This is a genomic window from Ligilactobacillus faecis, from assembly GCF_029889745.1.
Lineage (GTDB): Bacteria > Bacillota > Bacilli > Lactobacillales > Lactobacillaceae > Ligilactobacillus > Ligilactobacillus faecis.
The window spans coordinates 1,422,483-1,445,617 of the sequence record NZ_CP123639.1; the positions used below are offsets into that span (position 1 = coordinate 1,422,483).

Here is a 23,135-nt window from a genome sequence, read left to right on the forward strand (position 1 = left end):
GGATGAAGCGCTTTAAAAAAGATAAAAAAATTTTTAGAAGGTAAACAAATTTATAAGTGAGCAATTCATACCAAGATCTTATTTTGGCCAGTTTGTTATCTAGCTATTGCTAAAAGAACTTTTAGCAGCATCTGAGCAGTAGTCGTGTATAATGGAAAGTGATAAATCTTGATAAAGGATGTTAGTGATGGAAGGTTTTGAAAAATATTATCAAAAAGATCATCAGACGCGTTTAGATATTTTAAAACAAAAAAAATATTTAGACCAAACGCAACTCGATAAATTACAGGCTAGTGCAAGTGAAGTCAAGATCAGTGATGCAATGATCGAAAATTTTATCACTGAATATCATTTGCCTGAAGGTCTGGCTTTAAATTATGTGGTCGACGGGCAAGAATACTTGATCCCTTTTGTTACAGAAGAACCTTCAGTGGTCGCAGCTGCTAGCCATGGAGCAGCTTTAGTCAAACAAGCTGGTGGTTTTAAGACAACAGTCACTGAGAGATTGATGATCGGACAGATCATTTTAGAAAACGTCGTTCATCCTGAGCAAGTTGCGTCTTTCTTAGAGAGTCAAGCCGAAAAATTATTGGCTTTAGCTAATGCAGCGCATCCTTCGATCGTCAAACGTGGTGGCGGAGCGCAAGCACTAAAAGTGCGAGTTTTAGCACCTGATCTGATCTCACTTGATTTGATCGTTGATGTCAAAGAAGCGATGGGCGCCAATATGTTGAATACGATGCTTGAAGCATGTGCGACCTATTTACAAACGAAATTAGGACTTGATGTTTTGATCAGTATCTTATCAAATTATGCGACGCGTTGTTTAGCTAAAGCAACATGTGCGCTACCAGTCGAGCTCTTAACTCGAAATGGGCTATCTGGCGCAAAGATCGCGCAAAAGATCGCAACCGCAAGCCGAGTTGCCCAACTTGATCCTTATCGAGCAACGACGCATAATAAAGGGATCATGAATGGGATCGATGCAGTCGTTTTAGCAAGTGGCAATGATTGGCGCGCGATCGAAGCAGGCGCGCATGCTTATGCAGCCCGTGACGGTCAATATCGAGGCTTGAGTACATGGATCGTTAAAGACGATATTTTATACGGTGAACTCGAACTTCCATTACCATTAGGAACAGTTGGTGGTTCGATCGGGATCGTTCCGTTAGTCAAAATAAACCAGCAGCTTTTACGCTTAAAAGATGCTCGTCAATTAGAAGCGATCGTAGCGGCAGTTGGTCTCGGACAAAACTTAGCAGCTCTTTATGCTTTAGTAACTGATGGGATCCAAAAGGGGCATATGCGCTTACAGCTAAAGAGCTTGGCTTTAAGTGTTGGTGCAACTAAAGCCGAATTAGAGCCAGTCGTCTCACGCTTAGAAGCATTACAAGCGCGCGACCAAGCGACCGCTAAAAAAGTATTAGAAGAATTGAGGAATAAGCAAAGTGAATGAAGTAGAACTTAGTCAAACAACAAAGGAATTGATCCAAGAAGTCGAAAAAAAGATCCAAGCCCCGCTCGAACTCGAATTTAGAGATAAAGCAGTAGGCTATTTACGTCATGATCAAGCACAACATTACTTACATGGAGGCAAATTAAAGGTCGAAGTTTATGATAAAACGGCCCCAGATTACACGATCACACATGAATTGCTCCACTTTTTACTTTTATTAGAACAAACGCCTAAGATCGCTTTCAATTTGACGACAGGAAAGATCGAAAGAGATCATAAGTTTATGCTGGCTGGCGTTGAATTATACGATACCGTCTTGCATTTTAAAGTCTATGAGCGCCAACGTGAGCTTGCAGTCATCACAGATGAGATCGAAGAACTTTATTTTAAAGGGCTCTTGGCAGTTTTAGAACCTGAGCCCCGAGAAAGCCGCGATCAATGGATGGTTCTTAGAACGTTGACGTTATTAGATGCGCTTGTCTTTTTTAAAGATCAACAAGCAAGCGTTTTGCCTAAATTGCAAGAGCTTTATCCACAAGCGACCGCTGCAGCCCAAAAACTTTACGCTCTTTTGACAGAAAAGAAACTTGAGACTGCCTTTGAATTAAGGCGGGCAGTTGTCCGACTTTGGAAAGCTTTTGATGAACAATTGCGCGCTTGGCAACTTTTACCGATGCAGTTGAATGATTTTATCACTTTGACACCTGTTTTGAGTGCCCGCCAATTGCGGTTGCCAGTCAATAGTTTATTTGAATTCTATCACTCACCTTGGCAAGAAAATCTCGAATTTACTTCGGCGTACATCGGAAGAGCAAAAGTTGATCAACAAAATACTTTTGTTTTGCCAACTCCAAAAGAGGAAGCCAAAACATATTTCCAAAAGCTCTACTCTTTGTCGACAAAAGAGCTTTTAGAACGATTAGGGATCGAATATCTCGTCCGTTAATTTTTAAATAAAGAAGGTCAAAATAATGGATCATAAAAATTTTAAATATCCAGATACAAAGGCCCATGAATTTGTTGTGGCCCGTTTAAAAGAGCGCGGTGTCAGTTTAGATGATCTAGCTCAGCTCGTCTATGAGACGCAAAAAGATTATGAACCAAAGCTCACGCTAGAAGAATGCCAAAAAGAGATCAACGATGTGATGTATAAACGTGAACTATTGAATAATGCGATGGTCATGTTAGAACTTGATCGTTTGACTGAAGCGGGGCAGGTCAAACAACCATTAGCAGATATCATTCGTTATGATTCAGGCGTTTTTGGCGTTGATGAGACATTAGCTTTGCAGATCGCTAATATTTATGGCACGATCGGGGCGACCAATTTTGGATATTTTGATCGCGTAAAATCAGGGATCATCAAGCACTACGATACACGACCAGATCACGTAAATACGTTTATCGATGATCTTTTAGCAGCGATCGTCGCTGCAGCTTGTGGTAAGATCGCACACAAATACGCCTAAAAACAGGATTTTTTATTGAGAACAGCTAATATTAGCTGTTTTGTTATGGTATACTGATTTTATTGAAAAATTGACGATAAACTCGGGATCATTTATTAAATAAGAGTTTAAGTGAAAGGATTTGACGAGTTAATGGCTGAAAAGCAGACATTTTATATTACAACGCCGATCTATTATCCTTCGGGAAAGCTACACATCGGTAATTCATATACAACGATCGCGTGTGATGTTTTGGCGCGGTATAAGCGACTTCAAGCTTTTGATGTGTTCTTTTTGACAGGAACAGACGAACATGGGTTAAAGATCGAACAAAAAGCCCAAGACTTAAATATGACGCCGAAAGAATATGTTGATATGATGGCGGCTTCGATCCAAGAATTATGGAAAAAATTAGAGATCACAAATGATGGTTTCATCAGAACGACAGATGAACAGCATGAAAAGGCGATCCAAAAGATCTTCCAAAAATTATTGGATCAAGGTGATATTTACCTAGGGGCTTATGAAGGTTGGTATTCTGTTTCTGATGAAGAATATTTCACCGAATCACAACTAGCTGAAGTCTATCGTGACGAAAATGGAAAAATGATCGGCGGTAAAGCTCCTTCAGGACATGAGGTCCAATTAGTCAAAGAAGAGTCGTACTTCTTTAAGATGAGTAAATACGCTGATCGTTTAGTGAAATATTATGAAGAACATCCAGATTTCATCATTCCACAAACGCGTAAAAATGAGATGTTAAATAACTTCATCAAACCAGGTTTAGAAGACTTAGCGATCACGCGTACGAGTTTTGATTGGGGGATCAAAGTCCCAAACGATCCAAAACACGTCGTGTATGTGTGGATCGATGCTTTGTGTAACTATATCACGGCTTTAGGTTATGGTAGTGCAAATGAAGAACTCTTCAATAAATATTGGCCGGCTGACGTACACATGGTCGGAAAAGAGATCGTTCGGTTCCATACGATCTATTGGCCGATCATCTTAATGGCACTAGATCTCCCATTACCAAAGCACATCATCGGTCATGGCTGGCTCTTGATGCGTGATGGGAAGATGTCTAAATCTAAAGGAAACGTCGTTTATCCAGAGATGTTGAGTGAACGCTACGGACTTGATGCTTTGCGATATTACTTGATGCGCGCCGTTCCGTTTGGAAATGATGGGACCTTTACACCTGAAGATTTTGTCAGCCGGGTCAACTACGATCTTGCTAATGACTTAGGCAATCTTTTGAATCGGACTGTTGCGATGATCAATAAGTATCGTGACGGAGTTATCCCACCATTAGTCTCTGATGTTACAGCTTTTGATCTTGACCTTGAAAATTGTGCTGATGATGCGATCACGGAATTTGAAAAGGAAATGGATCAAGCCCATTTCTCACTTGCTTTAGAAGCCCTTTGGAAATTTGTTTCACGTTCAAACAAATATATCGATGAGACTGAACCTTGGATCTTAGCTAAGGATGAAACTAAAGCTGCTGAGTTAGATAGTGTCTTAGCTCACTTAGCTGCTAGCTTGCGTTTGATCGCGATCTTATTGCAACCAGTGATGACGCATGCACCAAAAGAGATCTTTGCCCAGTTAGGTCTTCCGACTGAAAAGATGATGATCAAAAACGTTTCATATTTCGAGCTACCAGAAAAAACGACAGTCGTTAAAAAAGGAACACCGATCTTCCCACGCCTTGATCTCGAAGAAGAAGTCGCTTATATCCAATCGAAAATGACGAAAAATGAAAAACAAAAAGGTCGTAAAGCGATGAAAGAAGCAGGGCAAGCTGAATTTGATCCAGAAGAAACGACTTTGAAAACAACTAAAAAAGAGATCCGCTTTGATAAGTTCGATAAGGTCGAACAAAGAGTAGCTTTGATCAAAGATGTTTCCCGGGTCAAAGGGGCAGATAAATTGTTGAAGTTCCGCTTAGATGCTGGCGATGAGGGGGAACGGCAGATCTTATCAGGGATCGCAACTTGGTATCCCGAACCAGAGAAGCTCATCGGCAAAAAAGTGATCGCAGTCACAAACTTACAACCACGTAAGATGCGAGGCGAGATCAGCCAAGGGATGCTCTTATCTGCCGAATATGGTGATCAAGTCCAATTGATCACAGTTCCAGATGAGATCCCAGCAGGATCGTTGATCGGTTAAAAAAACACAGGCACATGGCACTCCCGTGTGCCTGTTATATTATGGAAAGGAAAAAATGATGGAGATCTTTGATTCGCATACACATATCAATGGCCCAGAGTTTAAAGATGATCTTTTTGATGTGATCGTACGCGCGAAAGCTCTTGATGTGACTTCGATGTTACTTGTCAGTTATGATCGTTTGAGCACAGAGCAAATGCTTGCGTTGATCACAAAATACCCAACTTTATACGGTGCTCTTGGTTGCCACCCTGAAAGTGCCTCAAGTTATGATCAGGAGTTTGAGCGTTTTCTACGACAAACGTTAGCCCATCCCAAAGTCAAAGCTTTAGGTGAGGTCGGACTCGATTATCATTGTGAGGTCTCTAAAAAGCTCCAGCGTCAAGTCTTTGAAAAGCAGATCGCATTGGCACATGAATTGAACTTACCACTTGTGATCCATGATCGCGATGCGATCGCTGATTGCTATGCGATCTTAAAAGGTGCTGATATCCAAAAAATCGGTGGGATCATGCATAGTTTCAATGGGGATGCAACTTGGGCCGAAAGATTTTTAGAGTTAGGGATGGAACTGTCATTTAGTGGAGTCGTAACGTTTGGAAATGCTAAAGAAGTCAAAGAAGCAGCTTTAGTGACGCCACTAGAGCACCTCTTAGTTGAAACTGACGCTCCTTATTTAACGCCACAACCGTTTCGTGGTATGATCAATGAACCCGCAATGACACGTTATACTTTAGAATTTCTTGCTAAACAACGTGAGCTTGCGCCAACTAAATTAGCTCAGATCACTAAACAAAATGCAGAAAGGGTATTGAAGATCAATGACTGAAAAAATGAAGCTCCGTGAAGTTATCGTTGTTGAAGGAAAAGATGATACAAAGCGGATCAATTTAGCGGTTAATGCCGATACTTTAGAAACAAGAGGCTCAGCGATCAGTGATGAAACTTTAGCACAGATCGAAGAACTGCATGATAAACGTGGAGTGATCGTGTTTACCGATCCTGATTTTTCAGGGGAAAAGATCCGTAAGATCATTCAAGAAGCTGTTCCAGGTGTTAAACATGCTTTTTTAAATAAACGCGATGCAACTCCAGATCATAAGGGGAGTTTAGGGGTCGAACATGCTTCACCAGAAGCGATCCGCGAAGCTTTACGGAATCTGTATACAGAAGAACCAGATGCTCTTCCTGTGATCAGTCAACAAGAGCTTCTGGAAGCTAACTTGATCTCAGGTCCAAGAGCCAAGATCAGGCGCCGTCTTCTAGGCGAATATTTACGGATCGGATATGTTAACGGAAAGCAGCTCTATAAACGGCTCAATCTTTTCCAGATCACTTCCGCCCAATTTAAAGAAGCACTGGACTATGTCAATAAACATGAAAAAGAATAGAGAGGATGAGTTTATGAGTAATGAGATACCAGCGATCGCTTCCCCGGCACGAACAAGGGCGATCATGGAAGCTTATGGTCTAACTTTTAAAAAGAGTTTAGGTCAAAATTTTTTAACTGATATCAATATTTTAAATAAGATCGTTGCAGCAGCCGAGGTCACATCTGAAGATGATGTGATCGAGATCGGTCCAGGGATCGGAGCCTTGACTGAACAATTAGCTAAAAAGGCCCATCAAGTGTTAGCACTTGAGATCGATACACGGTTATTGCCGGTATTAGCTGAAACGTTAGCTCCATACGATAATGTGCAAGTCGTTCATCAAGATGTTTTGCAAGCTGATTTAAAAGCGTTGATCGCTAAACATTTTGATGGAAAGCATAACTTGAAGATCGTAGCTAATTTACCATACTATATTACGACGCCGATCATTTTACATCTATTAGAGACAAAGATCGATTTTGAAAGGATCGTCGTGATGATGCAAAAAGAAGTTGCTGACCGTTTAGCGGCTACACCAGGAACAAAGGATTACGGTTCTTTATCAGTGGCTGTCCAATATGAAATGGCAGCTAAAGTGGCTTTTATCGTACCTAAGACAGTCTTTATCCCACAACCAAAAGTCGATTCAGCGATCATCGTTTTAGAGAAAAAACAAGTCAAAGAGTATGAACCGCTAGATGAAGCTTTCTTTAATAAAATGGTCAAGGGCATCTTTTTGCACCGGCGAAAGAGTTTATGGAACAACTTGCAAGGTTTTTATGGTAAGACACCTGCGATCAAAGAAAAATTGGCACATGCTTTAGGAAAAGCGCAGATCGAACCTGGGATCCGTGCTGAAAAATTATCGATCGCACAAATGGTTGCTTTGGCTGATGCCTTAGTTAGTGAAAAAATCAATGAGAATTAACCTATAATTGTTGAAGTGAATCTTTGAGTGTGGTATAATTGCGTTTTTTGGAAATTTATGTTACAATTGCACTCACAGAGGGGTGAAGCGCATGCCAACATCATTATTAAAAATCAAGAGCAAGCTCGACAATTGTATTGGCGCTGGTTTAACGGTAACGTCGCATGTTGGACGTAAAAAAGTTACAAAACGTCATGGGATCTTGCGGGAAACGTTTCCTGCGGTCTTTATCGTTGAATTAAGTCACGAAGAAAATGCCGTTGAACGTGTTTCCTATAGTTATACCGATGTTTTGACGAATAATATCATTTTGGATTTTGATAATTGAGCTTGGAAAGTTGAAAAGGCTATTTCATTGTAGCAGGTAACTTTTTAAGTAAGTAGTGAATAATTAAGATTCAAATAGCCTGATCTTAGATAGATATCTGAGACCAGGCTATTTGAGTTAAATAATGTTGTTTCTAGTAAGATGATCACTAAGCTAAGATCATAGGGATAAATAAGATCACATCATAGAGAATATGAGCGATGGCAGCAGGCCACAAGCTGTCAGCCTTGAACCAGAGCCAGGTCAAAGGTAAGCGTCCAAGACCGATCGGAAATAACATTTGGTAAAGATTCCAATGATAAACTTTGAAATGCAACATCCCAAAGAGCAAAGCACCGATCAGAGAGGCGAGCAATAGGGCCTGTTTATTTGACAGTTTTTTGTTCAATAAACTATAAAAAGGAAAAGTCAAAGCCGCCGTGATCAACTCTTCTCCAACTAAAGAAAGACAGATCCATAGAACACGAATGACTTTTTGAGATGTTGTTCCTGTTCCAAGTGCCCCATTTTCAGCCATGGATTGCCCCAAGAGACTTCCTAAGAAACTAAAGAAAAATGAAAGTATCAGTGTTATTAAAATGATAGGGATGACCCATTTCCATGAGTTTCGTTTAGGGGTGTTAAAGGCAGCAGACAAGACTCCTTTGCCGTATTGCAGATAAAGCGAAAGTCCCCCAAAGAAAAGGAAGACAAAATAAACTAAAATTCCAGGTAAGATCTGGCTCGTAGCAAAGTATGCTGCTAAAAGTAACGAGATGATAGAAAGAGGCCAAAATTTTGTAAGCGGGTGCTGTTTAAAAAAATTTAGCATAATTACTCTCCTTAGAAATTTTAAATTAATTTTACACAATCAAAAATAAGAAGGCAATAAAAAACTAGGATCGAGCAGCTTGATCCTAGTTTTGGTAAAGTTCATAGGGGACTTCAACGTATTTTTCTTGACCTTCTTTGATCGTTACTTGCCCGTTCATCAGATCGATCACTTGGTCGCTGAATTCTTTGACTTGAGGAGTATCGATCGCAACAAGAGCAGTCACCTCGGTGGCAAAGTGTGTATCTAATAAGTTGATCTGTTTGTTTTCTAAGTAGTTTTGTAATTTTCCAAAAGCAGAATAACTGACAGTTAATGCAAGTTCAGTTTGAACGACTTTTTTGACGATCCCAACAGTTTCGATCGCGTGAGAAGTGGCATTGCTATAAGCTCTGATCAAGCCTCCTGCTCCTAATTTGATCCCACCAAAGTAACGTGTCACGACTGCACAGACGTTATGCAATTCCAAATTTTTCAAGACTTCGAGGATCGGGACACCGGCTGTCCCTGAAGGTTCTCCATTGTCGCTTTCTCGTTGGATCTCATCATTTAGGCCGATCATATAAGCAAAGCAATTATGTGTTGCCTTGCGGTGTTTGGCCTTGATCTCAGCGATAAAGGCTTTGGCTTCAGCTTCTGTTTCAGTTCGGGCTAAAGTACAGATGAATTGTGATTTTTTGATGATCAACTCAGCTGTCCCATTCTCTTTTAAAGTTAAATAAGGGCGCATTTTTTCCATAAAATACCTCGTTTGATATTAATGAGTAGTGATAAAGGATCTAACGGCATTTAGGTCATCTAGGATCGCTAAAGTTTGCTTTTCTTGTGTTGGAGTCGGTTCGATAACATCTGGGACCATGATGACTGGAAGGTTGGCGCGGTTAGCAGCTAAGATCCCGTTAGCTGAATCTTCGATGACTAGGGCTTTATTTTTGTCTTTTGCGCCACCTTTTTTGAAAGCGGTCAAAAAGATCTCAGGCGCTGGTTTAGTTTCATGGACATCTTCAGCTGAAATTATTTCCTTAAAACCGTTTTTATCAACTGGAGTATGATCTAAGAAAAATTCGATCTCACTGCGATAATTACTTGAAGCAACTACATAAGGGATCTCTTTAGCTCTTAAATAGTCAGTCAAAGCAATAAAACCAGGTTTAACAAGGAGTTCACCACGTTCTACTAAAGGATGGACGTATTGACCACTTAGCTTCAAGAAATCTTCGATCAAAGTCCGATCGTTACCATAGTCTTTGATCATTTGTTCTTTCATTGGTTCTGTGCCAGCGCCGATAAATTGTTTATAGTACTCAAGTGAGTAGTCCATCTTTAATTTTTCAGCTGCTAGTTTATTTGCATGGTAATAAACTTTTTCTGAGTCAAAGATCACACCATCCATATCAAAGATCACAAGTTCTAGATCCATATTCTATCCCCACATTCTAAAAATTCATTACTTTAATTATAGCATTATTCGTTTATGGAATAAAAAACACTGGGACGAAAACGCCTCAGTGTAAAAATCACTATTTTTCAGCTTTTTTAGCTTCTTTAGCCTTTGTTTCGGCTTCTTTGCGTTTAGCGTCAGCTAATTTTTCTTCGGCTAAACGATGTTCAAGCTTTGAATCATTTCTACGTGTCATCAAAAGACATCCCTTTCTAATACGCCCATATTATAGTCTTCTTTTGCGATTTAAACAAGTGATATGACTTTCTTTGTGATAAAGGTAACATTAAATAATTTCTAGGAGAAATTTTTAAATATTTTTTAGTAAATGTTGTGCAAAATCAATGACTTCTAGCGAAATGAATAAAGTTAATAAATGCACAAAATTAACAATGAAGAGCAGATACGTTATAATCATCGTGTAAGCGCTATAGAAATTTTAAGAGATAATTTAGGCCTGAGATGGTTTGCCGTTAAGAAAGGAAGTTTTAATATGACATTAAAGATTGATTTTGAAGCACTGAAGACGCTTTCTCCTGCTGAGATCAAACCGATCCAAGTTTTAGACGAGCAGGGAAAGGTCGTGGCGCCAGAACTTTTTCCTGACTTAAGTGATGAACGATTAGTTGAACTTTTTAAGAAAATGTTATGGTCGCGGATCTTAGATGAACGCTCGACAAAATTGAATCGGCAAGGGCGTCTGGGCTTTTTTGCACCAACAGCAGGAGAAGAAGCTTCACAGATCGCATCTGAGTTTGCAATGCAAAAAGAAGATTTCCTCTTACCGGCTTACCGGGATGTGCCACAATTAGTCATGCATGGTCTTCCTTTGGAAAAGGCTTTCTTGTGGTCGCGAGGGCATGTTTTGGGGAATCAATATCCTGATGATCTGGTAGCGCTACCACCACAGATCATCATCGGTGCGCAGTATGTCCAAGCTGCTGGTGTTGCATTAGGACTAAAGAAAAAAGGAAGTCCTAATGTTGCTTATACCTATACAGGTGATGGTGGAACTTCTCAAGGTGATTTTTATGAAGGGATCAACTTTGCAGGAGCTTTCCAAGTTCCAGCGATCTTTGTCGTGCAAAATAATGGCTATGCGATCTCAGTACCACGTACGGTCCAAACAGCTGCTAAAACGCTAGCTCAAAAAGGGATCGCTGCTGGTATCCCAGGACTCCAAGTTGATGGAATGGATGCCTTGGCAGTCTATACTGTGATGAGTGAGGCAAGAAAATACAGTGCAGCTGGTAATGGACCTGTTTTGATCGAAACTTTGACTTATCGTTTTGGACCACATACGCTTTCAGGAGATGATCCACATCGCTATCGGACTGCCAATGAAGAAAATGAGTGGTTACAAAAAGATCCATTGATCCGCTTTAGAACATATCTAGACGCTAAAGGGTTATGGTCGAAAGAACAAGAAGAAGATTTTACCGCTCAAGTCAACGAAGAGATCACAGAAGCGATGAAAAAGGCTGAGCAAGCACCAAAACAAAAAATCAGTGAATACTTGAAAAATGTTTTTGTGGAGACCCCGCAAGCCTTAGAAGAACAGATCGCTAAGTTTGTGGCAAAGGAGGAAGAATAATGGCTAAAACGACGATGATCAAAGCGATCAATCAAGCATTGGAAGAAGAATTGAAACGTGATAAAAATGTTTTGGTATTTGGTGAAGATGTAGGCCAAAACGGTGGTGTTTTTCGGGCGACTGACGGTCTTCAAGCTAAAGTAGGCAAAGAACAAGTCTTTGATACTCCGTTGGCAGAATCTGGGATCGGTGGACTAGCTTTAGGACTAGCTTTAACTGGTTTTCGTCCAATACCTGAGATCCAGTTTTTTGGGTTTGTTTTTGAAGTTATGGATGAGATCGCCGCCCAGATCTCGCGGACTCATTTTCGCCTTGGAGGTACACGTAAGATGCCAGTGACGATCAGAGCACCGTTTGGTGGGGGAGTCCACACGCCCGAACTCCACTCAGATAGTTTAGAAGGGTTAGTGGCACAAACTCCAGGTCTGAAGGTCGTGATCCCCAGTGATCCTTATGATGCCAAAGGTCTTTTGATCGCAGCGATCCGTTCAGATGACCCGATTGTCTTTTTAGAACATATGAAATTGTATCGTTCTTTCAAACAAGAAGTCCCAGCTGAAGCTTATACAGTTCCGTTAGATAAAGCAGCTGTTAAACGTGAAGGCCATGATGTAACGCTCATCACGTATGGTTACATGGTCCATGAAAGTTTACGTGCCGCAGATGAGTTGGCTAAAGAAGGGATCGAAGCAGAAGTGGTCGATCTCCGAACTATTTCACCGTTAGATGAAGAAACGATCTTAGCCTCGGTCAAACGAACACACCGAGTTGTTTTAGTGCAAGAAGCGCAAAGACAGGCAGGTGTCAATGGGCAAGTTGCAGCTTTGATCGCTGAAAAAGGGATCTTAGAACTAGAAGCCCCGATCGGTCGTGTCGATGCCCCAGATACGCCATATCCATTTAGTGAAGCCGAAGAAAGCTGGTTACCAAATAAAAATGATATCGTAACAAAAGTCAAAGAGATCGTTAATTTCTAACAAGAATAGCAAAAGGAAAGGATATCTAACGCAAAGCATCTGCGGTAGAGTAGGTGAAGTCATGAGTAAATATCAATTTAAATTACCAGATATCGGAGAAGGGATCGCCGAAGGAGTCATTGGTGAATGGCATGTCAAAGTTGGTGATGAAGTCAAAGAAGATGGTGATCTTGTGCAGATCGAGAATGATAAATCGGTCGAAGAGATCCCAAGTCCGATCGCAGGCAAAGTTACAGCGATCTTAGTTCAAGCAGGAGAGACAGCAGAGGTCGGCGATCCTTTGATCGAGTTAGAAGTAGCTGAAGGTAAAGGAAATGTCACAGATGATCAAACTCCAGTCGCAAAAGTAGGCTCAGCCACAGAGGATGCAAAGACTCAAGTGCCAACAAAAGAAGAGATACCTGCAAAAGAAAGTACTAAAGCTTTTCCAGTCTTAGCGATGCCGGCTGTGCGTAAATATGCGCGCGAAGTAGGGGTCGATCTAGCTACGCTCAAAGGGACTGGACGTCACGGGCAGATCTTACGGACAGATGTTGAGCAAGCGTTAACGAATACGCCGACAAATCCAGTAACAAAAGAAGTAGCACCGGCAATGGAAACAAAAGTAAAAACTGCTATTGTGTCGAGTGTTTTGAACGGTGGCAGTTCAGAATGGCCTGAAACAAGTGAAAAGATGTCGCCAGTCCGTAAGGCTACTGCTAAAGCGATGACACGCTCGGTCTCACAGATCCCACATGTCCATGTTTTTGATGAAGTTAATGTCGATAAACTATGGGATCATCGGCAAAAATATAAGGCTTTGGCTGCCGAACGGGGCGTACATTTGACCTTTATGGCATATGTGGTCAAAGCTTTAGCGATCGTAATGCGTGAATTTCCAGTCTTTAATAGTTCTGTCGATATGCAAGCCCAAACGATCAATTATAAAGATTACATCAATGTCGGGATCGCTACTGATACAGAGCATGGACTGTTTGTTCCTAATGTCAAGCATGCGGATCATTTGAGCCTTTTTGGGCTCGCAAAACAGATCAGTGAAAATACGGCTAAAGCAAAAGAAAATAAATTATCGCGTGCTGATATGGAACATACTGGGATGTCGATCACCAATATCGGTTCTGTCGGGGGCGGTTTCTTTACGCCGATCATCAATTGGCCTGAAGTTGCGATCTTAGGGATGGGCAAGATCATGCCTGAACCAGTCGTTGTTGACGATGAGATCAAGGTGGCACGGATCTTGAAATTATCGTTAGCTTTTGATCATCGGGCGATCGATGGTGCTACTGCACAAAAGGCAGTCAACCGTTTAAAGGAATTATTAGAAGAACCAGAATTATTATTGATGGAAGGATGAGATCAGATGGTAGTGGGAGATTTTGCGATCGAATTAGATACAGTTGTTGTTGGCGCTGGTCCAGGGGGCTATGTCGCTGCGGTCCATGCAGCCGAATTAGGACAAAAAGTAACGGTCGTTGAACGCGAATTTATCGGGGGCGTTTGTTTGAATGTTGGTTGTATCCCTTCTAAGGCTTTGATCGAAGCGGCACACCACTATCAACATGCGATGCATTCACAAGAGATGGGGTTACAAGTAACAGCTGCTAAACTTGATTTCAATAAGACGATCGAATGGAAAAATAGTGTTGTTTCAAAATTGACTGGAGGCGTAGCTACGCTCTTTAAAAAACATCAGATCGATGTTGTTTGGGGTGATGCTTTCTTGAAAGATGATCATAGCCTACGGGTGATCGATAAAGAAGGACATGCGCAAACGTATAGTTTCAATAACTTGATCGTTGCTACTGGGAGCCACCCGATCGAGATCAAGAATTTTAAATTCAAAGGTCGCGTGTTAGACTCGACTGGGGCCCTTGATCTAAGAGAAGTGCCGAAAGAATTAGTCGTTGTTGGTGGGGGATATATTGGTTCTGAATTAGCCTCAGCCTATGCTAACTTAGGTTCACACGTAACGATCTTAGAAGGTGGACCGATGATCTTAGCTAACTATGAAAAAGATCTCGTGAAAGTCGTTGAACATCATTTTAGCAAGCAAGGTGTCGATATTTATACCAATGCTCTAGCGAAAAAAGCTGAGCAAACAGACGACGAAGTCAAAGTCACGTTTGAGATCGAAGGTAAAGTGCATGAAGTGACTGCTGACTATGTGATCGTTTCAGTCGGACGTCGCCCCAATACAAGTGAGATGGGCTTAGAACAAGCAGGAGTAAAATTAGATGAACGTGGTCTGATCCCAGTTGATAAACAATGTCGGACCAATGTCTCACATATTTATGCGATCGGCGATGTCGTCGCTGGTTATGCTTTAGCACATAAAGCTAGTTATGAAGGTAAAGTTGCAGCTGAAGCGATCTCTGGGATGAAAACGATCGTTGACTATCGTGCGATGCCAGCTGTTTGTTATACAGATACTTCGATCGCAACGACAGGTCTGACTTTAGCTGAAGCCAAAGCAGAAGGATTTGATGCGAAAAAAGCTCAATTTCCATTTGCAGCCAATGGACGGGCGATCTCGATGGGGAAAACAGATGGTTTTGTACGTCTAGTATTTGAAAATAAAACAAATGTCTTACTAGGAGCGCAGATCGTTGGGGCTCATGCAAGTGACCTGATCAGCGAATTGACACTTGCGATCGAAATGGGTGCAACGACAGAAGATATCGCCTTGACGATCCACCCACATCCATCTTTAGGCGAAGCTGTGATGGATGCGGCTGACGTTGCCTTGGGGTTTCCGACAAATATTTAAAATGGACGGTGGGAAAAGGATGCAATATGTTGTAATGCCGTCTGACGATATCAGAACAAATTTAGCAACAGAACAATATTTGATGAAAAGTGGCAAGTTAGAGGCGCCGTTTATGTTGTTTTATATCGAAAGACCATGTATCATCGTGGGTCGCAACCAAAATACGTTAGAAGAGATCGATCAAAAGTACTGTGAGGAGCACCAGATCACAATTACTAGGCGGTTATCTGGTGGTGGCGCGATGTATCAAGATCTAGGAAACTTATGTTTTAGTTTTGTCGTTTCTGCCAAAGATCAAAAATTTGGTGACTTTAAAACTTTAGTCAACCCAGTCGTTAAAGCTCTTCATGCGATGGGAGCGACTGGTGCCAAAGTGACAGGGCGAAATGACATCGTGATCGAAGGAAAGAAATTTTCTGGTAATGCGATGTACACTAAAGGAGATAAGACTTTTTCACATGGAACGTTGATGTTTGATGTTGATACTGAAGCGGTCACAAATGCACTTAAAGTGCCAAAAGATAAGATCGAATCAAAGGGGATCAAGTCAGTGCGTTCACGGGTGACAAATATCAAACCTTATTTAGCACCTAAATATCAAGAGTTAGACACATATGCTTTTCGAGATGAATTGATCAAACATATTTGGGGCGTAGCTTCGCTTAAAGAAGCTCAAGCCTTTGAATATCATTTAGATGAAGCTGATCAAGCTGCGATCAAACAGCTTGAACAAGAACTTTACAAAAATTGGGATTGGGTCTACGGACGCTCGCCTAAATTTACCGTCCAAAAACGGAAACGTTTCACTGGCGGAACACTCGATGCACGCTATTTCATCGAACATGGGAAGATAACTTTTTGTAAGATCTACGGTGACTTCTTTGGAAAGGGTGACGTGAGTGATGTTGAGCAAGCTTTAGTCGGATGTAAATATACCCCTAAAGCGCTTCAAGCAGCATTAGCAACGTTCGACTTGGAGCACTATTTTGCAGGAATAGATCAAAAACAAGTCAGAGAACTGCTGACAGTTCAAACTTAAAAGAAAAATATCGGATCGGGCTTTAGCTGATCCGATATTTTTGGGAGAAAATAACTGTTAATTAAAATATAATCAAGTGCGATATAATATCTACAAGAAAGATAAAATGTGAGGTAGATATTATGGCGATATTAAAACCAAAAGAAATGGCTGAAAGATTGGGCGTTACTGTTCTGACCCCTACAACGCTGGGATAATAATGGGATTTTAAAAGCTTATCGTACTCCCACTAATCGAAGATATTACACAGAAGAACAATACTTAAAATACATCGGTCGATCAACCAATAATGATCGTAAGAATGTTGCTTATGCTAGAGTCTCAACATATGGGCAGAAAGATGATTTAAAAAATCAAATTGCTTTTATTAGACAATATGCTAATGGAAAAGGCATTATTCTTGATGAAACATTTACTGATATTGGCAGCGGGCTTGATTATAACCGTAAAAAATGGAATCGATTACTAAAAGAAGTAATGGATAATCAAGTCGATGCGATCTTTATTACCTATAAAGATAGATTTATCCGCTTTGGTTATGAATGGTTTGAAAGATTATGTAAGATGCACAATACGGAAATTGTAGTGTTAAATAACATTGAAACTAGTCCTACTCAAGAAATGATCGACGATATGATAAGCATTGTACATGGATTTTCTTGTCGCTTATATGGTTTACGTAAATATAAAAGTAAATTAAAAAATGACAAGTCTTTGAAAGCGGGCGAAAATAATGATTCGAGTTCAAAAAGTAAGGCTTTATCCAAACAAGACCATGAAAAAGGTGATTGATGATTTGTGTGATTATCGCAGATATTGTTGGAATCAAGGTTTAGCTTTATGGAATGATATATACGATAGCTCGTTGATTTTAGACGACAAGTTGCTTAGACCTAGTGAACGTAAAGTTCGTGATGAATTAGTAACCAATAAAGAAGATTGGCAATATTTGTTATCAGCTCGTTGTTTACAATTAGCGATCTCTGATCTAGGTAAGGCTTGGAAAAATTTCTTTGATAAGGCACAACCAGATTGGGGCAAGCCCAAATTTAAGTCTAAGAAAGCTCCTAGACAAGGTTTTAAAACGGATCGGGCTAAGATCATCAATGGGAAATTACGCTTAGACAAACCTCGAGGGATCAAAATTTGGTATGATATTAGATTCAAAGGCGCTAAGAACTTAGAAGGTGAATTAAAAGTTGTTTCAATTTACCGTGAAAATGGTAAATATTGGGCGAGTTTGCCTTTTGAGATCAAGATAAAAAAGAAGATCAAGACGGGTAAGAACTCAGCCGTTGACGTCAATGTCGGACATCTAAACTACACAGACGGTAAGACCAATACTTTGCCCGATAATTTGAAACGACTTTATAAACGTATCAAGTATTATCAAAGAAAATTAGCTAAAAAACGTGTGGTTAATGGTACAAAAGCTAACAAAACGAGTAATTACGTTAAAACGAGAGCCAAGTTACAACGTGATTATCGTAAAGTAGCTAACATTCAACATGACATCATCCAAAAATTTACCACTGAGTTAGTCACTAATTACGATCAGATCATAATAGAAGATCTAGATGTCAAGAAAATGCAAATGACACATGTTGCCTCTAAAGGGCTTCACCGTTCATTATTTGGCTACTTTAGACAAGCATTAACTTATAAGTGCAACTGGTATGGTAAAAAAGTAGTTTTGGCTGATAAATATTATCCAAGCACGCAACGTTGTTCTAAGTGTGGCTTCGTTAAGACAGGTGAAGATAAAGTCGGTCTCAATGGTAATGAAAAGCACAGAACTAAGCATAACGAATATATTTGTTATGAATGTGATGCGATCATGGATCGAGATGAAAATGCAGTAGCTAATCTTTTAGCTTTATTAAATTAAAAAGATAACGGGGCGGGCTACACCCTAAAGCTATCAGAGCTAGTCAATGTCATTACCCTCTAGTTAGGATATGGGAATACTAGCGTTGACGGTAGTAAATAAAATTAGGAAAGGAAAAGCTATATTTCTTTCTCAAATGTAATCATTCGACACGTTTGATTGCATTTGTTCAAATTTTATATAGCAGAAAATGAGTCTGTAAGTTGAAAATCGCCTAAAAAAGACTATAATTAATTCACAGAAAAGCGGGAAAGAAGGTCAGAGTTTGAAAAAATTGCTCTTTGCTTTGGGGATCTTTCTCATCGTTTTAGGCTTAGGCTTACAGCTTTTTTTCTTACGAGGTACTAAAGGACAAGCATTACGTCCAAATGAATTGCGATCAAATATTGCGTATAATGATGTTCCAACGCTCTTGATCCCGGGGTGGGGCGGAAATGGCTGGACGTATAGCAAGTTGATCAAGCATTATCAAGCTGAAAATATTGCTCAAAAAACAATGACGATCCACGTTTCACCAACTGGAAAAGTCAAAGTTAAAGGAACTGTGGCTCATAAAAAGAATGCTTTGATCCAACTGATCTTTGATTGGAACTACACTAAAGATTACGTGCCACAAACGAAGTGGCTCAAAAAAACGATCACACTTTTACATGAGCGTTACCATGTTGATAAGCTCAACATCATCGCTCATTCTTGGGGTGGAAGTGCATTTGTTCATGCTGTTGCTGATTCAAAAATACTTCAAAAACAAGTAGCTTATCCGAAAGTGATCTTATTAGGGACACCGATCGACGAAAGTTTTGATGAGAATATCAGTTATCGTCAAGCTCAAAAACAAGGCTCAAACGATGAAAATTATAAACAGCTAGTTAAAAAATTTAAAAGATTTGCCCCCCAAAGCAATATTACTTTTTATAATTTGATGGGGGCTGTCGCTGGAGAAAAGACTGATGGTTCAGTACCAAACGTCCAATCAAAATTTTTGCAAAAATTACTGCGACCAGCATGGTCTAAATACTACCAGGCTGTATATCAAGGGGTCGACCATACTGGATTGCATCAAAATGTACGTGTCTTAGATACGATGGATAAGATCTTATGGAACAAAAAAACGATCGCATTGAAAGAACAACAATAAAAATAGAGCTTACGTAAAGTAGGCTCTATTTTATTAGCTCATACTATAAGGGCTAACGATATAAACTTCTTTACAAAAACCCCGCAAACTATTGTAGACATGTTGTGCGCGGGATGCTTTTTGACAGATCCCAAAGACAGTTGGTCCACTACCACTCATTTGTGCCACATCACAACCAAAAGTGAGCATTTTTTGTTTGATCTTTAAGATCTCGGGGTGACGATCAGCTGTGATCGGTTCAAGCGCATTACCCATTTTTTCGATCATCTGAGAATAATCTTTTTGTTTGATCGCCTCAACAACACCTTCAACATCCTGATGCTCGATCGCGTTATAATCGATGCGGCGCAAAATACTTGGAGTCGAAACACTATCGCGGGGCTTAGCGATGATCAGTTTAAGTGGGGGCAAAGCTCCGATCGGAGTAACGACTTCACCTTTTCCAGTAACTAGAGCGGGCTCACTATAGACACAAAAAGGAACGTCAGAGTCGATCTCAAGACCGATCTTTGCCAGTTGAGCTTTGGAGAGTCCAAGATTCCAGAGAGTATTCAGGCCGCGTAAAACGGCGGCCGCATCTGAAGAGCCACCGCCCATTCCAGCAGCGACAGGGATCTTTTTATCGATGACGATCTCGACCCCTGCGTCGATCTGATAGCGTTCTTTGAGTTTTTTAGCCGCTTGGTAAGCTAGATTTCGTTGATCGATCGGTAAAAAACCAGAGTCTGTTTTTACAGTGATCTCTTTGAGCTTTTTGGAAGTTTTGATATGCACATAATCTGCGAGGTCAACTGCGATCATGACCATCTTCCATTCTTGCTCGCCGTTTTGATGACGAAATGGGGTATCTAAGCTGAAGTTTAGTTTAGCCGGAGCTTTTTCCGATATCTCCATTTGATTCACCTGTCTATCATTACAGTTATTTAGTTTAATTATACTTAACTAGACCATATTTTAAAAGGGTGAACCATAGTTAGCTAAGAAAATGCCGTTATCAGTACGAGAGTAGGGAAAAAACGGTTGACGTGATCGACTGTCAGTGATAATCTATAATAGTTTGTTTCAGAACCGAACGTTAACTTGTTAGCTCTAGATCCCAGATATATTTTTTTAAAATTTCTTTATCGATAGTAAATTGCGAACTATTTGTTTTAAAATGAGTTAAATATCTAGGAAAAAGCTGATCAATACCGTATAATGTAACTAAATTTTGTGATCAAAATATTGTACTGATCTCAAATAGGTTAGAAAAAACTAGTCTAGTTTGCATAATTCATAGTAAATAAAATTAAGAAAGGAAAAGCTATATTTTTGATATAGCAGTGGACTTAAATTTGAAGACAAGAAGAAGTGATCGCCTGATCGATATGACAAGATATCTCTTAGAATCGCCCCATACATTGATCTCCTTAACTTTTTTTGCCGACCGCTATGAATCAGCTAAATCTTCGATCAGTGAAGATCTAGCGATCATCAAGCGCACTTTCAAACTACGCGGGATCGGTATTTTAGAAACGATCCCTGGAGCAGCTGGGGGCGCGCGCTTTATCCCTTCGATCTCAGAGCATGAGGCGCGTGAATTTATCGCAGAGATGACGACAGAACTTTCAGAACAAGATCGTCTCTTGCCAGGAGGTTATGTCTATCTTTCCGATCTATTAGGACGTCCTGACGTTTTACGTAAAGTTGGACGCGTGATCGCTCGCCAATATATCGATAAAAAGATCGATGCAGTGATGACTGTTGCTACGAAAGGTGTGCCGATCGCACAAAGTGTTTCGAGCTATTTGAATGTTCCCTTTGTGATCGTGCGGCGTGATTCAAAGATCACTGAAGGTTCGACAGTCTCAGTGAATTACGTTTCTGGATCAAGTGAGCGGATCGAAAAGATGGAATTATCAAAAAGGAGTTTAAAGCGAGGCTCACACGTTCTTGTTGTCGATGATTTCATGAAAGGTGGCGGTACCGTCAACGGGATGAGATCAATGATCGAAGAGTTTGAATCTGAATTAGTTGGGATCACAGTTTTTGCTGAAGGATCTTTTGACGGACAACGAATGGTCGAAGATTATACTTCACTTTTGAAAGTCGATCAAGTCAATACGATCGATAAGACGATCAAAGTTAGTCCTGGAAATTACTTAGAAAAAGTCTTTGATAAAAATTAATAATTAAAGCTACGGGAGACCGTGGCTTTTTAGTTTAGCTAGCTTGAAAGAAGCTAACTGCTGGGGTATCATGAATAGTGTTATAAGATATGAAAGAAAGGAATGCCGACCGTTTGGGAGGCAAGATCTCAAAATGACAGCAAAATATGCGATCATCTTGGCTGCTGGCCAAGGGACTAGAATGAAGTCTAAATTATATAAAGTATTACACCCAGTTTGTGGAAAGGCGATGGTCGATCACGTTTTGACACAACTTGAACAAGATAACTTAGATGAGATCGTGACGATCATCGGTCACGGAGCTGATAAAGTTCAAGAAACGTTAGGAACACGGACTAAATATGCTTTACAGGCTGAACAGCTCGGAACAGGTCATGCAGTTTTACAAGCTGAAGATATCCTAGGTGATAAAGAGGGGATGACTTTGATCACGTGTGGTGATACGCCACTCTTTACGGCTGAGACCTTTGCTAAACTTTTTGAACATCATGAACAAACTGGTGCGAAAGCGACTGTTTTGACGGCTAAAACAGATGCTCCTTTTGGTTATGGTCGGGTCGTTCGTGACAGCCACGATGAAGTCGAAAAGATCGTTGAACAAAAGGATGCAACTCCACAAGAACAAGCGATCAACGAGATCAATACTGGGGTCTATTGTTTTGACAATCAAGCTCTTTTTAAGGCGCTACATGAAGTGACAAATGATAATGCTCAAGGTGAATACTATTTGCCAGATGTGATCGAGATCTTAAAGAATGCCGGGGAAGTCGTCAGTGCGTACTGTATGGACGATTTTGAAGAGTCAATGGGTGTTAATGATCGCGTCGCTTTAGCGAAAGCAACTGAGATCATGCAACGACGGATCAATGAAAAACACATGCGAAATGGTGTGACATTAGTTGATCCAAAGGCAACTTACATTGATGTCGATGTTGTGATCGGACAAGATACTGTCATTGAACCTGGAGTAGTTTTGAAAGGAAACACAGTGATCGGTAGTGATTGTGTGATCGGGGCTCATTCACAACTAAACGATGCACTCTTAGCAGATGGGATCACAGTTAAAGCTTCTTACCTTGAAAAGGCGCAAATGGCCAAGAATTCAAATATTGGACCATATAGTCACTTGCGCCCAGAAGCACAGATCGGTGAGGGTGTGCATATTGGTAATTTTGTTGAAGTCAAAAAAGCACAGATCGGTAAAAATACTAAAGTTGGGCATCTGACTTATGTTGGTGATGCTACGCTTGGACAAGAGATCAATGTAGGTTGCGGAACTGTTTTTGTAAACTATGATGGTCAAAATAAACACCATACGACAGTTGGAGATTATTCTTTTATCGGTAGTGGTTCAAACATTATTGCTCCAGTTGAGATCGCAGACCATGCTTACGTAGCTGCTGGTTCAACGATCACAGAAGACGTAGCTTCGCGTGCGATGGCGATCGCGCGGGGACGCCAAGTCAACAAAGAAGGTTACTATGATCGTTACCCAGTTGCTAAAGCAGCCGCTGAAACAGAAGAAAAAAATAAGTCATAAAAACGCAAAAAATCATGAAACTGCTTGATTTTAGCTGTTCAAATGAATATATTATAATTAG

21 protein-coding genes and 1 pseudogene are annotated in these 23,135 nt (G+C 40.4%); 18 read left to right on the forward strand and 4 right to left on the reverse strand.

Annotation, left to right across the window (positions count from 1 at the left end; all coding sequences use genetic code 11):
- Nucleotides 1-187: 187 nt before the first annotated feature.
- The 8 genes from QFX10_RS06545 to QFX10_RS06580 all read left to right on the forward strand — a co-directional run bounded on the left by QFX10_RS06545 (nucleotide 188) and on the right by QFX10_RS06580 (nucleotide 7,711).
- Nucleotides 188-1,456: a hydroxymethylglutaryl-CoA reductase, degradative gene (locus QFX10_RS06545; RefSeq protein ID WP_280605459.1), complete on the forward strand. Its 1,269-nt coding sequence runs from the start codon at nucleotides 188-190 to the stop codon at nucleotides 1,454-1,456.
- The gene (locus QFX10_RS06550) at nucleotides 1,449-2,402 is read left to right on the forward strand and encodes an IpaB/EvcA family protein (protein WP_280605460.1); all 954 of its coding nucleotides are present in this window, start codon (nucleotides 1,449-1,451) and stop codon (nucleotides 2,400-2,402) included. The genes QFX10_RS06545 and QFX10_RS06550 overlap by 8 nt, the downstream gene beginning before the upstream one ends.
- A gap of 25 nt (nucleotides 2,403-2,427) precedes the next feature.
- Nucleotides 2,428-2,925: a phosphatidylglycerophosphatase A family protein gene (locus tag QFX10_RS06555; protein ID WP_280605461.1), complete on the forward strand. Its 498-nt coding sequence runs from the start codon at nucleotides 2,428-2,430 to the stop codon at nucleotides 2,923-2,925.
- 132 nt (nucleotides 2,926-3,057) lie between these two features.
- Nucleotides 3,058-5,082 carry a methionine--tRNA ligase gene (gene metG / locus QFX10_RS06560; protein WP_280605462.1) on the forward strand — a complete coding sequence of 675 codons (2,025 nt, stop codon included), beginning with the start codon at nucleotides 3,058-3,060 and terminating at the stop codon, nucleotides 5,080-5,082.
- Nucleotides 5,083-5,140: 58 nt separating this feature from the next.
- Entirely contained in the window at nucleotides 5,141-5,911 is a 771-nt protein-coding gene (locus QFX10_RS06565) for a TatD family hydrolase (protein ID WP_280607245.1), read from the forward strand.
- Nucleotides 5,912-5,915: 4 nt separating this feature from the next.
- Entirely contained in the window at nucleotides 5,916-6,473 is a 558-nt protein-coding gene (gene rnmV / locus QFX10_RS06570; protein WP_280607246.1) for a ribonuclease M5, read from the forward strand.
- Between the two features lie 13 nt (nucleotides 6,474-6,486).
- On the forward strand, nucleotides 6,487-7,383 hold the full coding sequence (rsmA, locus tag QFX10_RS06575) for a 16S rRNA (adenine(1518)-N(6)/adenine(1519)-N(6))-dimethyltransferase RsmA (RefSeq protein ID WP_280605463.1): 897 nt from the start codon (nucleotides 6,487-6,489) through the stop codon (nucleotides 7,381-7,383).
- A gap of 91 nt (nucleotides 7,384-7,474) precedes the next feature.
- Complete coding sequence (locus tag QFX10_RS06580) at nucleotides 7,475-7,711, forward strand: Veg family protein (protein WP_280605464.1); 237 nt, start codon at nucleotides 7,475-7,477, stop codon at nucleotides 7,709-7,711.
- 148 nt (nucleotides 7,712-7,859) lie between these two features.
- Here QFX10_RS06580 and QFX10_RS06585 read toward each other — a convergent pair whose 3' ends face one another.
- The 3 genes from QFX10_RS06585 to QFX10_RS06595 form a co-directional block, all read right to left on the reverse strand.
- The gene (locus tag QFX10_RS06585) at nucleotides 7,860-8,522 is read right to left on the reverse strand and encodes a CPBP family intramembrane glutamic endopeptidase (RefSeq protein WP_280605465.1); all 663 of its coding nucleotides are present in this window, start codon (nucleotides 8,520-8,522) and stop codon (nucleotides 7,860-7,862) included.
- An 85-nt stretch (nucleotides 8,523-8,607) separates the two neighbouring features.
- Nucleotides 8,608-9,252, reverse strand: a complete 645-nt coding sequence (locus QFX10_RS06590) for a YigZ family protein (RefSeq protein ID WP_437178599.1) — start codon at nucleotides 9,250-9,252, stop codon at nucleotides 8,608-8,610.
- Between the two features lie 27 nt (nucleotides 9,253-9,279).
- On the reverse strand, nucleotides 9,280-9,942 hold the full coding sequence (locus QFX10_RS06595) for an HAD family hydrolase (protein ID WP_280605467.1): 663 nt from the start codon (nucleotides 9,940-9,942) through the stop codon (nucleotides 9,280-9,282).
- Nucleotides 9,943-10,456: 514 nt separating this feature from the next.
- Here QFX10_RS06595 and pdhA point away from each other — a divergent pair.
- The 8 genes and pseudogenes from pdhA (at nucleotide 10,457) to QFX10_RS06635 (ending at nucleotide 19,366) form a co-directional block, all read left to right on the forward strand.
- Nucleotides 10,457-11,557 carry a pyruvate dehydrogenase (acetyl-transferring) E1 component subunit alpha gene (pdhA, locus tag QFX10_RS06600; protein ID WP_280605468.1) on the forward strand — a complete coding sequence of 367 codons (1,101 nt, stop codon included), beginning with the start codon at nucleotides 10,457-10,459 and terminating at the stop codon, nucleotides 11,555-11,557.
- Nucleotides 11,557-12,534: an alpha-ketoacid dehydrogenase subunit beta gene (locus tag QFX10_RS06605; protein WP_280605469.1), complete on the forward strand. Its 978-nt coding sequence runs from the start codon at nucleotides 11,557-11,559 to the stop codon at nucleotides 12,532-12,534. The genes pdhA and QFX10_RS06605 overlap by 1 nt, the downstream gene beginning before the upstream one ends.
- Before the next feature lie 61 nt (nucleotides 12,535-12,595).
- Nucleotides 12,596-13,888, forward strand: coding sequence for a dihydrolipoamide acetyltransferase family protein (locus QFX10_RS06610; RefSeq protein ID WP_280605470.1), 1,293 nt, complete (start codon nucleotides 12,596-12,598; stop codon nucleotides 13,886-13,888).
- 6 nt (nucleotides 13,889-13,894) lie between these two features.
- Nucleotides 13,895-15,301: a dihydrolipoyl dehydrogenase gene (gene lpdA, locus QFX10_RS06615; RefSeq protein WP_280605471.1), complete on the forward strand. Its 1,407-nt coding sequence runs from the start codon at nucleotides 13,895-13,897 to the stop codon at nucleotides 15,299-15,301.
- Between the two features lie 19 nt (nucleotides 15,302-15,320).
- A complete protein-coding gene (lplA, locus tag QFX10_RS06620; protein ID WP_280605472.1) occupies nucleotides 15,321-16,340 on the forward strand; it encodes a lipoate--protein ligase in 1,020 nt (339 codons plus the stop codon).
- A gap of 122 nt (nucleotides 16,341-16,462) precedes the next feature.
- Nucleotides 16,463-17,132, forward strand: a pseudogene (locus QFX10_RS06625) (IS607 family transposase).
- Nucleotides 17,074-18,228: an RNA-guided endonuclease InsQ/TnpB family protein gene (locus tag QFX10_RS06630; RefSeq protein ID WP_280605473.1), complete on the forward strand. Its 1,155-nt coding sequence runs from the start codon at nucleotides 17,074-17,076 to the stop codon at nucleotides 18,226-18,228. Before QFX10_RS06625 ends, QFX10_RS06630 begins: the two are co-directional and overlap by 59 nt.
- Nucleotides 18,229-18,493: 265 nt before the next feature.
- A complete protein-coding gene (locus QFX10_RS06635; protein ID WP_280605474.1) occupies nucleotides 18,494-19,366 on the forward strand; it encodes an alpha/beta hydrolase in 873 nt (290 codons plus the stop codon).
- A gap of 33 nt (nucleotides 19,367-19,399) precedes the next feature.
- On the opposite strand, the gene ispE is transcribed toward QFX10_RS06635, so the two are convergent.
- Nucleotides 19,400-20,260 (reverse strand): 4-(cytidine 5'-diphospho)-2-C-methyl-D-erythritol kinase, encoded by an 861-nt coding sequence (ispE, locus tag QFX10_RS06640; protein WP_280605475.1) that lies wholly within the window; start codon nucleotides 20,258-20,260, stop codon nucleotides 19,400-19,402.
- 440 nt (nucleotides 20,261-20,700) lie between these two features.
- Here ispE and purR point away from each other — a divergent pair, with 440 nt between their 5' ends.
- Entirely contained in the window at nucleotides 20,701-21,534 is an 834-nt protein-coding gene (purR, locus tag QFX10_RS06645; protein ID WP_280605476.1) for a pur operon repressor, read from the forward strand.
- A gap of 133 nt (nucleotides 21,535-21,667) precedes the next feature.
- The gene (gene glmU, locus QFX10_RS06650) at nucleotides 21,668-23,074 is read left to right on the forward strand and encodes a bifunctional UDP-N-acetylglucosamine diphosphorylase/glucosamine-1-phosphate N-acetyltransferase GlmU (RefSeq protein ID WP_280605477.1); all 1,407 of its coding nucleotides are present in this window, start codon (nucleotides 21,668-21,670) and stop codon (nucleotides 23,072-23,074) included.
- The last annotated feature ends 61 nt before the right edge of the window (nucleotides 23,075-23,135 follow it).

Excerpts from the sequence above, each read along its gene's own strand:
- QFX10_RS06545 (WP_280605459.1), top strand. The coding sequence starts at position 188 with ATGGAAGGTTTTGAAAAATATTATCAAAAAGATCATCAGACGCGTTTA.
- QFX10_RS06555 (WP_280605461.1), top strand. The coding sequence starts at position 2,428 with ATGGATCATAAAAATTTTAAATATCCAGATACAAAGGCCCATGAATTT.
- metG (WP_280605462.1), top strand. The coding sequence starts at position 3,058 with ATGGCTGAAAAGCAGACATTTTATATTACAACGCCGATCTATTATCCT.
- QFX10_RS06565 (WP_280607245.1), top strand. The coding sequence starts at position 5,141 with ATGGAGATCTTTGATTCGCATACACATATCAATGGCCCAGAGTTTAAA.
- rnmV (WP_280607246.1), top strand. The coding sequence starts at position 5,916 with ATGAAGCTCCGTGAAGTTATCGTTGTTGAAGGAAAAGATGATACAAAG.
- rsmA (WP_280605463.1), top strand. The coding sequence starts at position 6,487 with ATGAGTAATGAGATACCAGCGATCGCTTCCCCGGCACGAACAAGGGCG.
- QFX10_RS06580 (WP_280605464.1), top strand. The coding sequence starts at position 7,475 with ATGCCAACATCATTATTAAAAATCAAGAGCAAGCTCGACAATTGTATT.
- QFX10_RS06585 (WP_280605465.1), bottom strand. The coding sequence starts at position 8,522 with ATGCTAAATTTTTTTAAACAGCACCCGCTTACAAAATTTTGGCCTCTT.
- QFX10_RS06590 (WP_437178599.1), bottom strand. The coding sequence starts at position 9,252 with ATGCGCCCTTATTTAACTTTAAAAGAGAATGGGACAGCTGAGTTGATC.
- QFX10_RS06595 (WP_280605467.1), bottom strand. The coding sequence starts at position 9,942 with ATGGATCTAGAACTTGTGATCTTTGATATGGATGGTGTGATCTTTGAC.
- pdhA (WP_280605468.1), top strand. The coding sequence starts at position 10,457 with ATGACATTAAAGATTGATTTTGAAGCACTGAAGACGCTTTCTCCTGCT.
- QFX10_RS06605 (WP_280605469.1), top strand. The coding sequence starts at position 11,557 with ATGGCTAAAACGACGATGATCAAAGCGATCAATCAAGCATTGGAAGAA.
- QFX10_RS06610 (WP_280605470.1), top strand. The coding sequence starts at position 12,596 with ATGAGTAAATATCAATTTAAATTACCAGATATCGGAGAAGGGATCGCC.
- lpdA (WP_280605471.1), top strand. The coding sequence starts at position 13,895 with ATGGTAGTGGGAGATTTTGCGATCGAATTAGATACAGTTGTTGTTGGC.
- lplA (WP_280605472.1), top strand. The coding sequence starts at position 15,321 with ATGCAATATGTTGTAATGCCGTCTGACGATATCAGAACAAATTTAGCA.
- QFX10_RS06630 (WP_280605473.1), top strand. The coding sequence starts at position 17,074 with ATGATTCGAGTTCAAAAAGTAAGGCTTTATCCAAACAAGACCATGAAA.
- ispE (WP_280605475.1), bottom strand. The coding sequence starts at position 20,260 with ATGGAGATATCGGAAAAAGCTCCGGCTAAACTAAACTTCAGCTTAGAT.
- glmU (WP_280605477.1), top strand. The coding sequence starts at position 21,668 with ATGACAGCAAAATATGCGATCATCTTGGCTGCTGGCCAAGGGACTAGA.